General features: G+C 71.6%; 11 protein-coding genes. 5 read left to right on the top strand and 6 right to left on the bottom strand.

What is annotated here, in order from left to right:
* From GQS09_RS21200 to GQS09_RS21180, 5 genes are all read right to left on the bottom strand, one after another.
* Window positions 1-411: hypothetical protein (locus GQS09_RS21200; protein ID WP_207958097.1), on the bottom strand; the 411-nt coding region annotated here is incomplete at its 3' end.
* A gap of 9 nt (window positions 412-420) precedes the next feature.
* Window positions 421-1,431: a carbohydrate ABC transporter permease gene (locus GQS09_RS21195; protein WP_165988681.1), complete on the bottom strand. Its 1,011-nt coding sequence runs from the start codon at window positions 1,429-1,431 to the stop codon at window positions 421-423.
* On the bottom strand, window positions 1,428-2,390 hold the full coding sequence (locus GQS09_RS21190) for a sugar ABC transporter permease (RefSeq protein ID WP_313896251.1): 963 nt from the start codon (window positions 2,388-2,390) through the stop codon (window positions 1,428-1,430). Before GQS09_RS21190 ends, GQS09_RS21195 begins: the two co-directional genes overlap by 4 nt.
* A 73-nt stretch (window positions 2,391-2,463) precedes the next feature.
* On the bottom strand, window positions 2,464-3,777 hold the full coding sequence (locus GQS09_RS21185) for an ABC transporter substrate-binding protein (RefSeq protein ID WP_165988677.1): 1,314 nt from the start codon (window positions 3,775-3,777) through the stop codon (window positions 2,464-2,466).
* A gap of 430 nt (window positions 3,778-4,207) precedes the next feature.
* The gene (locus GQS09_RS21180) at window positions 4,208-7,600 is read right to left on the bottom strand and encodes a GDSL-type esterase/lipase family protein (protein ID WP_165988675.1); all 3,393 of its coding nucleotides are present in this window, start codon (window positions 7,598-7,600) and stop codon (window positions 4,208-4,210) included.
* Between the two features lie 801 nt (window positions 7,601-8,401).
* On the opposite strand from GQS09_RS21180, the gene GQS09_RS21175 reads away from it, so the two are divergent.
* Window positions 8,402-10,312 carry an FHA domain-containing protein gene (locus tag GQS09_RS21175; RefSeq protein WP_165988673.1) on the top strand — a complete coding sequence of 637 codons (1,911 nt, stop codon included), beginning with the start codon at window positions 8,402-8,404 and terminating at the stop codon, window positions 10,310-10,312.
* 120 nt (window positions 10,313-10,432) lie between these two features.
* On the opposite strand, the gene GQS09_RS21170 is transcribed toward GQS09_RS21175, so the two are convergent.
* Complete coding sequence (locus tag GQS09_RS21170) at window positions 10,433-10,987, bottom strand: hypothetical protein (RefSeq protein WP_165988671.1); 555 nt, start codon at window positions 10,985-10,987, stop codon at window positions 10,433-10,435.
* Window positions 10,988-11,404: 417 nt separating this feature from the next.
* Between GQS09_RS21170 and GQS09_RS21165 the strand changes: the two genes are divergently transcribed.
* The 4 genes from GQS09_RS21165 to GQS09_RS21150 form a co-directional block, all read left to right on the top strand.
* Window positions 11,405-11,602 (top strand): hypothetical protein, encoded by a 198-nt coding sequence (locus tag GQS09_RS21165; RefSeq protein WP_165988669.1) that lies wholly within the window; start codon window positions 11,405-11,407, stop codon window positions 11,600-11,602.
* Window positions 11,603-11,676: 74 nt separating this feature from the next.
* Window positions 11,677-12,243: a hemerythrin domain-containing protein gene (locus GQS09_RS21160; protein ID WP_165988667.1), complete on the top strand. Its 567-nt coding sequence runs from the start codon at window positions 11,677-11,679 to the stop codon at window positions 12,241-12,243.
* A gap of 92 nt (window positions 12,244-12,335) precedes the next feature.
* A complete protein-coding gene (locus GQS09_RS21155) occupies window positions 12,336-13,511 on the top strand; it encodes a polysaccharide pyruvyl transferase family protein (protein WP_165988665.1) in 1,176 nt (391 codons plus the stop codon).
* A gap of 96 nt (window positions 13,512-13,607) precedes the next feature.
* Window positions 13,608-15,024, top strand: a 1,417-nt coding sequence (locus GQS09_RS21150) for an FAD-dependent oxidoreductase (protein WP_165988663.1), incomplete at its 3' end; no start/stop codon positions are given.

Genomic DNA, 15,024 nt, shown 5'->3' with positions numbered 1-15,024 from the left:
GGACCGGGCCGCGGCCACCCGCAGCACCAGCACGCCCCACACGCCCAGCAGGGCCAGGGCCGCCGGGCGCAGCGCGGCGGCGCCCGGCACGGCGCCGGCCTCGGCCACCGACAGGCTCCACACCAGGCCCAGGGCCACCACCGGGACGGCCACCGCGGTCGCCCACAGGGTCCGGCAGGCGGCCAGGAAATCCGCCCACAGCACCCGCAGTTGCTCGCTCTCCCCGCGCAGGTGGCGGCGCAGATGGGCGCAGCCGGCGGCCAGCGCGGGGAGCAGGGTGACCAGCGGCAGGGACAGCACCAGCACGGCCACCCCGGTCAGCAGCGTCTCGCCGAAGAGTGCGAAGGCCGGGCGGGGCGCGCCGTCGCGCCCGGTCCGGCCGCCGGTCCGCTTTCTGTTGCCGCTGGTCATCGCTGTTTCCTAGCCCTTGAGACCGGAGGTGGCCACGCCGTCGACGATATAGCGCTGGAAGACGACGAAGAACAGCAGCACCGGGACGAGGGCGAGCACGGCCATGGCCATCTGACCGCCGTAGTCCGAGACGGTGGTCTGGTCCACGTACTGGCGCAGGGCCAGCGGCATGGTGTAGTTCTCCGGGCTCTTGAGATAGATCAGCGGGCCGAAGAAGTCGTTCCAGCTCCAGATGAAGGCGAAGATCGAGGCGGTCACCATCACCGGCCGCATCAGCGGCAGCATGATCGACCAGTAGATGCGCAGATGCCCCGCGCCGTCGATGCGGGCCGACTCGTCCAGCTCGCGCGGCAGGTTCCGCATGAACTGCACCATCAGGAAGACGAAGAACGCCTCGGCCGCGAGGAACTTGCCCAGCAGCAGCGGCCAGAAGGTGTCCACCATGCCCATCTCGTTGAACATGATGTACTGCGGGATGATCACCACATGGAACGGCAGCAGCAGGGTGGCGATCATCAGTGAGAACCACACGCCCTTGCCGATGAAGTCGATCCGGGCGAAGGCATAGGCGGTGAAGGTGGACGACAGGCAGATGCCGATCACCGCGCCCACCGCCAGGATCAGCGAGTTCCCGAAGAAGGTCCAGAACGAGATGCCGCCGATCCCGCTGAACGCGGTGGCGAAGTTGTCCAGCGTGGTGTTGCTGGGGATCAGATTGACCTGGCCGACGATGTCGTTGCTCGGCCGGAAGGAGGAGAGCACCATCCAGGCGCCCGGGTAGAGGATCACGAAGCCCACGGCCAGGATGAAGCCGTGGTACAGCGCGGTGCGCCCGGCGCGGCGGGCCCCGGCCCGGCCGCGTCCGCGTCCGCGGCGGGCGTCCGGCGGTGCTGCGGAGCCGGTCCCGGTGCCCGCGCCCGTGCCGGACGCGGCCGGGACGTCCGCCGTGGCGGAGCCGGTGCCCGCGCCGCGCCGTGCCGTGGAGCCGGCGGCGGGGCTGCTGTGGGTGGCGGCGCTCATCGGCCCTCCCCGGAGTAGTGCACCCAGTACTTCGAGGTCTTGAAGAACACCAGGGTGATCGCGCCCACGAACAGCACCAGCACCCACGCCATGGCGGAGGCGTAGCCCATCTGGAAGTCGCGGAAACCCCGGAAGTACAGGTAGAGCGTGTAGAACATGGTCGAGTCGGCCGGGCCGCCGGTGCCGTTGGAGACGATGAAGGCGGAGCCGAAGATCTGGAACGAGTTGACCGTCTCCAGCACCAGGTTGAAGAACAGCACCGGGGAGAGCATCGGCAGGGTGATCCGGAAGAACTTCCGGATCGGCCCGGCCCCGTCCACCTCGGCGGCCTCGTACAGTTCGCCGGGTATCTGCTTCAGACCGGCCAGGAAGATCACCATCGGGGCGCCGAACTGCCAGACGGTCAGCAGGATCAGCATGTAGACGGTCATCGACGGGTCGCCGACCCAGCCGCCCGGTTCCATGCCGATGCCCTGGCCCAGCCGGTCCACCACTCCGTCGTCGATGAACATCGCCCGCCAGACGATGGCGATGGACACGCTGGCGCCGATCAGCGAGGGGGCGTAGAAGAAGGAGCGGTAGGCGCCCTGGCCGCGCCGCTTGCTGTGCAGCAGCATGGCCACGCCGAGGGCCGCCGCCAGCTTCAGCGGGGTGCCGATCAGCGCGTACTTCAGCGTGATCTCGACCGAGTTGAGATACCGGGGGTCGTCGAACAGCCGGGTGAAGTTGTCCAGGCCGATCCACTCGGGCGGCCGGAACAGGCTGTAGTCGGTGAAGGCCAGGTAGAGCGAGGCGAGCATCGGACCGGCGGTGAGTCCGAAGAAGCCCAGCAGCCACGGGCTGAGGAAGGCGTATCCGGCCCGGGTCTCCGCAGCCCGGCGCGACGGCCGCTTGGTGTGCGGCCGTCGCGCGGGCTTGCCGACCTCGGTTGCCTTGGACGCTGTTCCCGCGAGAGTCACTTCAGTGGCTCCGATCGTGCGTCGGTGGGGCATGAGGGGTGGGATCGCATGATCCGGCAGGAGGCCCGCCGGGTCAGCCGCCGAGGTGGATCTCGGCCTCGGCGAACCAGCGGTCAACGAACTCCTGCACGCTCATGTCGCCGTAGCCGAACTCCTGGCCCAGCGTGCGGTACTCCTCCTCGATGGAGCCGAAGCCCTCCACCGGCAGCGGGGCGACCTCGCTGATGTAGCCCTTCTCCGTGACCAGGGTCTCGTACTCCATCACCCTGGCGTCCACGCTGCCCTCGTCGAGCACCAGCGCGTCGCGCTGCGCCTGGGTGGAGGGCACGCCCAGGTTGGTGCCGAAGATCTCGCCGGCCTCGGGGGAGTTGACCAGGAAGTCGATCAGCTTGGCGGCCTCCTCCGGGTGCTTGGTGTTGGCACCGACGGCGAGCTGCATGGTGGGCTTGAAGAACTGGTGCTTCTGCCCGTCGGGGCCGCTGGGCACCGGGACCATCTGCAGGTCGTCCACCCCGGCCTCGGCGGTGTAGCTGGCCAGGAAGTTGTCCCAGTGGAACTCCATGGCGGCCTCGGTGCTGCCGAGCGCGGTGACCGGCTCCAGCTGGACGGCGCGCTCGATCGGGAACTCCGCATCGGCGTCCCGGACCTCGGCGCTGGTCTCCAGCCAGGCGGCCATGTCCTCCTTGGTGAAGTTGAGCCCGCCGTCCTCGGTGAAGGGCTCGATGCCCTGCTGCAGCAGCCACTGGAGGTACAGCCAGAAGGTGCCGGTGTAGTCGCCGGCGCCGTAGAGCCGCGGGTCGAGGTCCGCGCCGGCCTCGGAGATGTCGATGACGAGCTGGTTGTACTCCTCCCAGGTGATGTCCTCGGTGGGGGGATCGATGCCCAGCTCGGCGAGCTGGCCCGGGTTGTAGTAGAGGGCCAGGGTGTTGGTGCCGGTGGCGACGGCGTACAGGCCGCCGTCGACCTTGCCGGAGTCGACCAGGGACTCCTCGAAACCGGACAGGTCCAGCTCGTCGCCGACGTGCTCGGTCAGGTCCAGCAGCTGGCCGGTGCCGGCGTACTGGCGGAGGTAGGAGGTGTCCATCTGCAGCACGTCGGGCAGCGCGCTGCCGGCCGCCTCGGTGTTGCGGGCGGTCCAGTAGTCGGGCCAGGCCGCGAAGCCGGTGTTGACCTTGATGCCGGGGTTGGCGGCCTCGAAGGCGTCGATCGCGGCCTCGTAGCGGGCGGCGCGGTCGTCGTTGCCCCACCACTGCATGTTCAGGGTGACGGTGCCGCCGTTGTCGCCGCCGTTGTCCCCGCCGCCGTTGTCGCCGGAGCACGCCGTCAGGGCGAGTGAGCCTGCGGCCGCGATGGCGAGACCGCGGATTGCGGCCTTTCTGATGGACATAAGAGCCTCCCTGCTCTGTCATCACAGTGGTCACACGGTTGCTGTGAACCAGCACTTCAGGAGCGGTGTCATCGCCTCCGCAGCCATGGGTGACACCCGAAGTGAATCGTTACAATAGGAGCCCGGGGCTGCTGCGGGAACCCGGAGGCNTCGCCTCCGCAGCCATGGGTGACACCCGAAGTGAATCGTTACAATAGGAGCCCGGGGCTGCTGCGGGAACCCGGAGGCGGGTAACTTTTCGGAAACGCCGCCCGCGTGGGCGTTGTTCTCATCACTGGGTAAACCAGATCAAACCCGCTGCTGCGCAGCGCGGTCGGGCGGCGGGCGGCCCGCCCCCGGGCTCCGGGGGCGGGCCGCCCGCCTGCTTCGGTGCATGAATCGATTCACGAGGTGAAGGGAACCGACACGCACCGAGGCCGGGCGGGGGCGCCTACTGCGCGGCGCCCGCGTAGCGGATCACCGGCGCGGCCGGTGTCTCCATCCCGTCCCCGAGGAAGAAGGACGGGTGCGGAGGCTGGTTGTAGCTCTCGTTCTGCCAGGCCACCGCCAGCCGGTACTGCGGATCGTGCATCAGGGTGCGCAGCCGCAGCCCGGTCGGCTCGGTGGTGGTGAACAGCACCAGCGAGGAGTCGTCCGCGGAGCGCCAGAGGACCTCCTCCCGCCAGTCGCCGAGGAGATCGGCCTGGAGGACCGGGTTCCCCTTGGTGTGGTTGTTGGAGTACACCCCGGCGGGGGAGAGGATCTCCTCCTGCGCCTGGTTCTCCCAGTCCCACTCGGCGATGTACGGGCGGCCCGCGGTCTCGGTGTCCGGATCGAAGGAGTGGTCCAGGATCTCCCGCAGCGGGTCGCCGTCCCACCAGATCATGAAGTTGGCGGACGGGATCGACTCGCCGAGCAGCGTGCCGTCGGCGGCCCGCAGCTGGCCTGCCCGGGAATTCCAGGCGCCGTCCGCCGTGACCGCCCAGGACTCCGACCCGGCGTGCCGCGGATCGATGTCCCCGGTGGCGGCCCGGCCGGTGTCGCGGGTGCCCGGCATGGACCACAGCACCTCGCCGGTGCGGGCGTCCCGCAGGGCGGCGGCGATGCCGCCGGAGGCGGACATCGACTCGAACGGCGAGAAGATCTCCAGGCCCTCGCGGGACGGGTCCAGGTCGCCCACGTGCAGCGCGTCGCCGTGGCCCAGGCCGCTGCTGTACAGCGGGCGGCCGTTGTGGTCCACGGTCATGGCACCGTAGACGATCTCGTCCCGGCCGTCGCCGTCCACATCCGCCACGGACATCTGGTGGTTGCCCTGGCCGGCGTACGTCGGGCCCCACCGGTGGGAGTCGAAGGTCCACCGCTTGCTGAGCGAGGTGCCGTCCCAGTCGAAGGCCACCAGCACCGAACGGGTGTAGATGCCGCGCGAGACGATCAGGCTCGGCCGCTCCCCGTCCAGATGGGCCACCGCCATCATCATCCGGTCCACCCGGTTGCCGTAGCAGTCGCCCCAGTCGCAGACATTGCCCCGCTCGGGTGCGTAGTCCGTGGTGGCGACGGCGCCGCCGGTCAGTCCGTCGAAGACGGTCAGGTACTCCGGGCCGGTGAGGATGTAGCCGCCCGGGTTGCGGTGGTCGGCACCGGGATCGCCGATCACCTCACCGGTGCCGTCCACCGTGCCGTCCGCGGTCTTCAGCACCACCTCGGAGCGGCCGTCGGAGTCCAGGTCGTAGACGATGACCGAGGTGTAGTGCGCCCCGGCGCGGATGTTGCGGCCCAGGTCGATCCGCCACAGCTGCTCGCCGTCCAGGGTGTAGGCGTCCACGTAGACGTTGCCGGTGTAGCCGGACCGCGAGTTGTCCTGGGCGTTGCTGGGGTTCCACAGCTGGACGATCTCGTACCGGCCGTCACCGTCCAGGTCGCCCGCCGAGGCGTCGTTGAGGTGGTAGGTGTACGCGGAGCCGTCCGGGGTGGTGCCGCCCTCGGGACGGTTCACCGGGATCTTCAGCGCCTGGTCCCGCCACACGCCGAAGGCGGCGGTGCGGTCCGTCTCCTGCCCGCCGGCCACGGTCACCACCTGGTAGACCGACTTCTTCTTCCCCTTGTCGTCGTAGTAGGAGGTGGCGCCGGTCAGCGGCTCGTCGGTGACGGGCTTGCCGTCCCGGTAGATGCGGAACGCCACGTCGTCCGGGTCGGTGCCCAGCATCCGCCAGCCGAGCCGCACCCCCTTGTTGGGGTTGTCGCCCTTGCCGACCAGCACGGCCACCGGGGCCCGGTCCAGTTTCTCCATGAAGCGCGGGCCGGGCGGGGGCTCCTCGCCGCCGCCCCCGCCGTCCCCGGGGAGGTCGCCGATGCGGGTGATCTCCAGGCCGTTCAGATGCGCGGTCTGGCCGGACAGCACCACGTTGAGCTGCCCGTCCTCCACCAGGATCCCTTCGAAGTCCCGGGTGATCACCTGCCGGCTCGGCGAGGAGACCTGGCCGTAGTCGTAGCCCTCGAAGGCGAAGACGGTGCGGGCCGAGCCCAGCAGATCGCCCACGGTGGCCCGGACCGCGTAGCGGCCGTTCGCCACATCGGCCCTGAACTCGTAGGAGCCGCCGAACCAGGCGACGAAGTCGCGCCCCACGTCGTCCGCGCCGTCCCCGCGGTCCCGGTCGATCATGGCACCGGTCTCGGTCAGGCCGTAGCCGCGCTCCCCGGTGTAGAGGACGGTGCGGTTCATCCCGGTGAAGCCCTCGCCGACCGGCTGGCCCACCGGGCCGAAGTCGAACCGCAGGTCGGCCGCCACGGTGGCGAAGGCGAGCACGGCCGAGGGCAGGGACTCGCCGCGCGCGTTCACCGCGACCACCCGGACCTCGTACGCGGTCTCCTCGGCCAGGTCGCCGAGCTGGGCGACCCCGACCGTGGAGGTGGTGCCGAGCCGGAACCCGGCGGCCGGGTCGCCCGCCTCGCGGATCTGCACCCGGTAGATGTCGGCGCCGGGGACCTCGTCCCACAGCAGCCGGACACCGGCGTTGGACACGGTGTCGGTGCGCAGCCCGGCGGGCGCGGCCGGCACCTCGGCGGGCGGTCCGGCCTCCCGCACGTACCGGGCCAGCGGCGTGTCGAGCTGCGCCACCCCCTGGGCCACCAGGCGGGCCATCTGGATGGCGCCGTACTCCTGGAAGTGGGTGTCGTCCGTGGTGCCGTCCGGACGGTTGGGGTAGACCCCGGCCGGCACGTGCAGGAAGACGGACTTGGCCTCCTCCGGCCCGATGTCGTCCAGGTAGGCCCGGCTGGATGCGGACAGGTCCACCATCAGCACGTTCTCCTCCACCGCGAGTTCGTGCACCTTCTGCACGTACTCGGGGAAGGAGACGTTGAACAGGCCGGTCCCGGGGTCGAAGGAGCGCCGCGAGACCGGCGTGACCAGCACCGGGACGGCGCCCCTGGCGCGGGCCCCGGCGATGTAGTCGTTGCGGAGGTACTCCTTGTAGTCCTCCGGCGGCGTGTAGCGCTCCGGCCGGCTGACGGTGGCGTCGTTGTGCCCGAACTGGACGAAGAGGTAGTCGCCGGGCCGGATCTGCTCCAGGATCACCTCCAGCCGCCCCTCCTCGACGAAGGAGCGCGAGCTGCGTCCGCCGATCGCGTGGTTGGCGACGGTGACGTCCTCGGTGAAGAAGCGGTCCAGCATCTGGCCCCAGCCGGCCTGCGGGACCCAGTAGGGGTCGTAGGTCTGCACGGTGGAGTCACTGGCCAGATAGACCGTGGGGCCGTCACCCTCCGCCGCGGCGGCGGAGCCCGGCACGGCCAGGCCGACGGCCGCCGCGGCGAGTGCGGTGAGCCCGGCCAGCGCGCTCCGGAGCACCCCCCGTCTGCGCCGTCCAGGGGCTCTGGCAGTTGTTCTGCCCATCCGTCCTCCCGATCGAGATTGCCGTGTGCCCGCCGGCACGCCGGCCGCCCGGGTCCCCGGCCTGGACGGAGTCCAGGAGTGAATCGATTCATTCCCCGGGCCGGGCTGCGGTGCGGACGAGGAAGGAAGCGAGGGGGACGGCGGCGGGCGGCGCTGCAGCAAGCGCTTTCTGAGTGGGGGAGTTTTCCAACACGTTTCACCAGTGTCAATACATCCCGCACATCCGGGGCGCCCGGCGGCACCCCGGGGCGCCGAACGGCCGCCGTGCGGCCGGTGACCGCCGGCGCACCCCGCGTCAGGGGGCGGCGCGGCCGTCCGCGGCGGGCGGCGTCCCCGGTGCAGCGGCTCGTGCACCGATTTCCCGGCGAGGTGACGGGCGGGGACCCGGGGGGCGGAATTGGCCGAAAGGCATGGCTGACATTCCGCACGGAGCGGAGGGTGCGGAATTGCTTCGGTTACCGGTGCGTCTGCCGAGTTCGTGACTTGACTTGCTTCCTCCGCCTCCCTACAAAGTAGCTGTTCAGTTTTCTGATCACGCGTGGGCGGGGGGAACCGGAAGTGTCCGCTGGCGATCGGCGCGGTGTGTCCGTGGTGATGAAGTTGCGGTGGATGACGCAGTGGCGGCTGTGGCCTGTGGGACCAGGGGGGAGCCGGGTGCGGGTGCGACAGAAGGTGCTGGAATGCCGTTCGCACGCTCTCCCGTGACCTGGGCGGTTTCCCGGGTTTTCACAACGCCTCCATGGAAAGGAATGACCCATGCCACCTGTGATTGTCGGGCGAGTGGGCCCGCTCGCCGGGCGGAGATTCCCGATCGGTGACGCACCGTTCACCTTCGGTCGCCAGGCCGGGAGCAATGTGGTGATCGCCAGTCGCAGGGCCTCGCGTTTTCACGCCGAGGTGCTCCGGGAGAACGGCGACTATGTGCTCCACGACCGCGGCAGCCGGAATGGGACGCAGGTCAACGGCAAGCGGGTGACCTCCCATGTGCTGCAGCCCGGCGATCTCATCACCATTGACGACGAGACATTCGCCTTCGAACCGGCCGACGGCATGGAGACGATTGCGGATTTCTCACTGCCGGAATCCATGATCTCCGGGCGGACGGCGGATACCGCACCACCACCTCCGGTGCTGAATGTGACCGTCACCGGCGGCGGTCCGGTAGGGCTGGCTTTCGCCCTGCTTCTCGACCACCTCATGGGCCCGGCGGTGGCCGTCACGATATACGACGAACGGTGGACCAAGGAGGGCTCCCGGGTCGTCTGGAAGGACCTGGGCCAGGGGAATGTCCGGCGCCAGCAGGTGGTGACGATCCAGAGCCGGCAGTTCCTCGGCCTCCCCGAGTACATCCAGCAGGAGCTGTTCACGGGGGACAATTACACCGAAATGTGGCCGGCCGGACCTGATTCCATCCGCGGCTGCGGCCCCCGGAACATCCGCATCCGGTACATCGAGGACAAGCTCCTGGACATAGCCAACGAAAAGCCCGGACGCATCACCCTGATACCCGAAAGGTTCGTGCCGGACGAACACCACGAGTCCACGGCGAGGGACCACGTCCTGGTCATCTGCGAGGGAGCACGCTCCCGCACCCGCGAGTTCTACAAGGACAAGTTCGGCCAGGCCGACACCTCCATCTACTCCGTGGACGGCCGGCACCTGCAGGACATCGTCCTGGGCCTGCGGGTCCAGTCCGAGCTGACCGACCCCATGATCGTGCTGCTCACCGTGGCGCAGAACCGCTTCCTGCTGAACGCGCTGCGCGGCGACGGATTCCTCAACATGCGCCTCACCGACGAGGAGGCCCGGGAAGTCGTCGGCATCGACCCGGTCAAGCAGGTCTTCACCCAGTGCATCGCCTCCCGCCCCTGCGTGATGAGCCGGGACGACTACGGCGACTACCACTGCGCCACCCACCACACCCTTTTCCTGCCCTCCCTGGTCAAGGGCTCGGCGCTGTGGCGCCGGGTCAGGGAAGGCCTGGAGTTCATGGGCGTGCCGGAGGAGAACCTGGCCGCGGTCACCGCATTCCGGCTCGACATGGTCCAGCGGCCCCGGTTCACCGCCCGGCTGTACTCCCCGACCTCCTCCTCCCCGGGCACGTACGGCTTCCTGCTCGGCGACGCCGCCAACGCCATTCACTTCTGGCCCGGCCGCGGCCTGAACAGCGGCCTCGCCTCCGCCATTTCCCTGGCGCGCACCCTCGGCGGCGCCTGGCAGGGCCTCCCGTTCCGCGATGCCGATTTCACCCGCCACGAAGCCGCCATGTCGATGCTCCAGTACCGGCACAAGAGCCGCGCCTGGAACGCCATGGTCACCACGGACGAGCAGGGCAGGGTCCACGCCATCAAGGAACTGATCGGCCGCAGCATCGAGGACGCGGCGGCCGGCGGCGCGGACCGGGAGGCCGACACGGCCGCCTTCATGGACCGGCTCCGTGGCATCCGCGACCGCCTGGCCCCGCGCATCCCGGGCATGCCCGACGACGCCTCGCTCCGCACCCACCTGCGCCGGGTGAACGACGAGACCCTGCACACCATGGTGGCCAGCGGCCCCTGGGACACCGTGGTCATGGGCGGCGAGGAGGTCGACATCGACATCTTCTACCGCGACGACGACCCGGCCGCCGTACCGGCCTCCGGCCCCTCCCTCACCGCCGGGAACTGACCCGCACCGCTCCGCCGCTGCGGAGGACACCCACCGCGGGCCGCCACCCGGCCGCGGTGGGGCTCTCCCTTCCCGTCCTGCCGCGTCCACGGCTGCCCGCGCGGGCCGCGGCCGCCCCGTTCAGTCGGTGCCGACCGGGTCGGGGAAGAGCCGGTCGACAAGCTGGGAGCGGTGCAGCTCGGCTATGGGGGCGAGCAGATCCGGGTGGCGCAGCAGCGCCGCCGCCCGGCGGTCGTGCTCGTCCGGCGCCAGCAGGCGGCGGAAGCCGCCCGGCGAGGGCGCCTGCTCGCAGTCGGCCAGCAGCGACACCGCCTGCTCGGCCAGGGACGGCGAGGAGAGCAGACAGGCCGCCCAGCTCGCCACCGCCTCGTCCACCCAGCTCCGCCAGGCGTCCTGCGGGCTGCCCTCCGGTCCGGGCCCGTCCGGGCCGCCCGCCGCGGCGACCGTCGCGTCGGCCCCGGCGATCCAGTCCAGCCGCCCCGAGCCGCCGGGCCCGGAGAGGGTGAGCAGCGCGGCGTCCATCGCCGTCGGGTAGCGCAGCCACGCCGCGACGGTCACCGCCTGCCGGGCCTGTGCCTCGGCGAGGACGGTGGCCAGCGGCCCGCCGGGCGCCGGATAGGCGCGCAGCAGCCACCGCGTGGTCGCGGAAATGACCGGGGTGAGATCGGCGCACACGGAAGTCAGCCTCCCGGGTCGAGCAGGGGACGCGCTCCGCGCGGCGCTGCGCGGGTACCGGCAGCGCTGCCGGTGGGGACAAGCACGGGGACGCCGCCAGCGTACTGCCCGCGCGCTCTCCTGTGACGTGGCGCGGAGCACCCGCGGGCGGTGACGCGCGCCACGTCGCCGCAGGGCGGAGCGGACGCCGCGGCCGGAAACGGAGGTTTCCGGCGCCGCCCGCGGGCTACCCGGGCGGGCAGCGGTGATGCCGGGGCGCGGTCCGGAACGTCCTCGCGCCGGCCCATCGCGGTCGGCGGCCCAGCCATGCCCACCAAGGGAGGAATCCCGGGCTCCGCGGACGTCCGCGGGCTTGACTCGGCGGGTGCGCGACAGCCGCGGCCACCGTGACGAGCGCGAGGAGCAGGAGCACCAGCCATGACCGAGCAGCAGACGCCTCACCCGGCGGGCGGCTTCGACGGCAGTCACCTCACCCCCTCCCAGGCGGAGGGGGAACGCGACGCCGACCCGGCCACCGCCGCCGGCAACCCGGCATCCGGCAAGGAACACGGATACGACGGCTTGGTGACCACGCCCTCGCAGGCCGAGGGCGAGCGGGACGAGGAGACGGCCTAGGAGTGCCCCGCCGGACCGGCGGGGCCCCGGGCCCGTCGAGCACACCCACCCCACGGAAAGGAAAGAGGACGGACATGGCACATGGCGGGGACATCGTCGACGAGCTGACCAGCGACCACCGGGAGGTGGAGGACCTCTTCGGCCGTATCGAGTCGCTTCCCTCCGGTGACGAGCGGCGCAAGGAACTGGCCGACAAGATCACCATCGAACTCGTGCGGCACTCGGTCGCCGAGGAGGAGTACCTCTACCCGGCGACCAGGGAGCACATCAGCCCGGACGGCGACCGCATCGCCGACAAGGAGATCGAGGACCACGCCACCGTCGAGCGGCTGCTGAAGGAGCTGGAGGGCCTGAACGCCGGGGACCCGGACTTCGACCGGCTGATCACCCGGGTCATGGGCGAGGTCCGGGAACACGTCCAGGACGAGGAGACCAATCTGTTCCCGCGCCTGGCCCGGTCCTGCCCGCCCGAGATGATGCAGGAGCTCGGCGACAAGGTGCGCCGGGCCAAGTCCATGGCGCCGACCCGGCCGCACCCGAGCGCCCCCGACACCCCGCCCGCCAACAAGCTGCTCGCCCCCGGCGCCGGGCTCGTCGACCGGGCCCGGGACGCCCTCACCGGCCGCGGCAAGCACGGCTGAGCCGGCCGCCCGGCCCCGGCCGGCTCAGCCCGGCGGCCCCACGGGACGGACTGCACACCGGTGCCCGGAACAGGACGGAACGGAGGCGGGAGATGGCAGCGGGCGGGGCCACGGCCGCGGCCGGCACCACCGGTCCCCGGATCGGCGTGCTCGGCTCCTACGGCGGCTTCAACATCGGTGACGAATCCATCCTCACCTGCGTGCTCGGCTGCCTGCGGAGCTGCCGCCCCGGTGCCCGGCTGACGGTGTTCAGCCGCAGACCCGACCACACCCGCGCCCACCACCCCGGACTGCACGAGGTGGTGGGCTGGGAGGGGGTCGGCCAGCAGGCCGTGGCCGCCGCCCTGTCCCGGCTCGACCTGCTGGTGCTGGGCGGCGGCGGCATCCTCTACGACGGCGAGGCCCGCCGCTATCTGCGGCTGGTCGCCGCCGCGCACGCCGCCGGGGTGCACACCTTCGGCTACGCACTGGGCGCCGGCCCGCTCACCGAACGCGAGGACCGGTCCGCGGTGCGCCGCGCGCTGCGCGACATGGACCGGGTGGTGGTCCGCGACGAGGAGTCCAAGCTGGTGCTGGAGGAGGTCGGGGTGGCCCGGGAGATCACGGTCACCGCCGATCCCGCCCTGCTGCTGGAGCCGGAGAAGTTCACCGACCGCATGCTGGAGAAGGAGGGCATACCCGCCGGCGTCCGGCTGGTCGCCATGTCGGTGCGTGAGCCCGGCCGGGCCGCCGAGCACCTGGACGAGGGCGGCTACCACGCGCTGCTGGCCGGCGTCGCCGACTTCCTGATCCGCCGCCTGGACGCGCACGTGGTGTTCATGCCGATGGAGCGGCAGGACGTCCGGCACGCGCACGCCGTACTGGCCCACATGACGCTGCCCGAGCAGGGCCGCGTCCTGAATGGCACCTACCGCCCGGCGCAGCTGCTCGGCCTGATGCGGCGGATGGAACTGGCCGTGGGGATGCGGCTGCACTTCCTGATCTTCGCGGCGCTCTCCGGGGTGCCCTTCCTGCCGCTGCCGTACGCCGGGAAGGTCTTCGACTTCGCCCGCCGCGCCGGTGCGCCGGAGCTGGTGGGCATGGCACGCGAGCACGCCGGGCTGCTGCTCGCCGAGGTGGACCGGCTCTGGGACGAGTACCCGGGCGGCCGTGAGGCGCTGCTGGAACGGGTACACGGCCTGCGCGCGCTCTCCGCCGAGACCTGCGACCACTGCCGCGACCTGCTCGACGAGATGGACCGGGCGGCGCGGAGACCCGGTCCCCGCTGAGCCCGCCCGGCACCGCCGCACCCCGGGCGGCCGCCCGCGGCGGCGGGACCTGACGGCGGGCCGGCCCGGGCCCGCCGGGAAAGGAGCCACCCAGCCATGCCGATCCTCGAGCCCCCGGACGACCGGCGCATGGTCGCCCTGCCGCCCCGGCAGGCCCGGCTGGCGGCCGGCACCGATGTCCTGGTGGTGGGCGGCGGCCCGGCCGGTCTGGGCGCGGCACTCGGCGCGGCCGAGGCCGGCGCCGAGGTGATACTCGCCGAGCGCTACGGCTTCCTCGGCGGCAACGCCACCGCCGCCCTGGTCATGCCGCTGATGTCGTTCCACAACGAGAAGAAGCAGGCCCTGGCCGGCGACGGCACCCGGCTGCTGCCGACCGACCACGGCGAGGGGGAACCCGTCGTCGCCGGGGCGCTGTGGAGGCTGCTGGACCGCCTCACCGACCGCGGCGGAGCCGTCCCGCCCACCACCGCCACCGGCTACACCGTCCCCTTCGACCCGGAGCTGTTCAAGCTCACCGCCCTGGACCTGATGGACGAGGCCGGGGTGCGGATGCTGTTCCACTCCTTCGCCACCTCGGTCCTGCCCGAGGGCGGGGTCCCGGGCACCGGGAAGGCCGCGCAGGGCGTGATCTTCGAGACCAAGTCCGGGCCGCTGCTGATCGAGGCCGGCGCGGTGGTGGACTGCACCGGCGACGGCGACATCGCGGCCGCCGCCGGAGCCCCCTACGAGGTGGGCCGGGCCGAGGACGGCCTGGTGCAGCCCATGACCCTGATGTTCCGCATGGTGGACTTCGACCGGGAGGGCTTCGCCGCCTACGTCCGGGACCATCCCGGCCAGTGGCGCGGCGTGCACGGCCTGTGGGACCTGGTCGCGGAGGCCACGGCCGCCGGGGAGCTGGAGCTGCCCCGCGAGGACGTGCTGTTCTTCGCCACCCCGCACGAGCGGGAGGTCAGCGTCAACAGCACCCGGGTGACCCGGGCGCTGGGCACCAGCGTGTGGGACCTGACCAGGGCCGAGTACGCCGCCCGCCGCCAGTTCGAGCAGATAGCCCGCTTCCTGCGCCACCGCGTCCCCGGCTTCGCACATGCCTACCCGGCACAGACCGGCGTACAGATCGGCGTCCGGGAAACCCGCCGCATCATGGGCGACTACAAGCTCACCGGGCACGACATCATGGCCGCCCGTGCCTTCCCGGACGGCATCGCCCAGGGCGCGTACCCGATCGACATCCACAACCCGGAGGGCACCGGCACCGTGCTGCGCCGGGTGCCCCGCGGCCAGTCCTACGACATCCCGCTGCGCTGCCTGGTGCCCCGGCACACCGACCACCTGCTGGTCGCCGGGCGCTGCATCTCCGGCACGCATGTCGCCCACTCCTCCTACCGGGTCATGCCGATCTCCATGGCCACCGGCCAGGCCGCGGGCGTCTGCGCCGCGCTGGCCGTGCACGGCCGCCGCCCGCCCCGCCGGGTGCCGGCCGCCGACGTCCGCCGGGAGCTGCTGCGGCAGGGCG

The organism is Streptomyces sp. YIM 98790, assembly GCF_011421595.1.
Taxonomy (GTDB): domain Bacteria; phylum Actinomycetota; class Actinomycetes; order Streptomycetales; family Streptomycetaceae; genus Streptomyces.
The sequence above is the reverse complement of the archived record's forward strand: the minus strand, read 5'-3'. Positions and strand labels throughout refer to the sequence as shown.

Bases quoted from the DNA above. Each gene is read 5' to 3' on its own strand.
- GQS09_RS21195 (WP_165988681.1), bottom strand. From the start codon at position 1,431: ATGAGCGCCGCCACCCACAGCAGCCCCGCCGCCGGCTCCACGGCACGG.
- GQS09_RS21155 (WP_165988665.1), top strand. From the start codon at position 12,336: ATGGCAGCGGGCGGGGCCACGGCCGCGGCCGGCACCACCGGTCCCCGG.
- GQS09_RS21165 (WP_165988669.1), top strand. From the start codon at position 11,405: ATGACCGAGCAGCAGACGCCTCACCCGGCGGGCGGCTTCGACGGCAGT.
- GQS09_RS21160 (WP_165988667.1), top strand. From the start codon at position 11,677: ATGGCACATGGCGGGGACATCGTCGACGAGCTGACCAGCGACCACCGG.
- GQS09_RS21175 (WP_165988673.1), top strand. From the start codon at position 8,402: ATGCCACCTGTGATTGTCGGGCGAGTGGGCCCGCTCGCCGGGCGGAGA.
- GQS09_RS21185 (WP_165988677.1), bottom strand. From the start codon at position 3,777: ATGTCCATCAGAAAGGCCGCAATCCGCGGTCTCGCCATCGCGGCCGCA.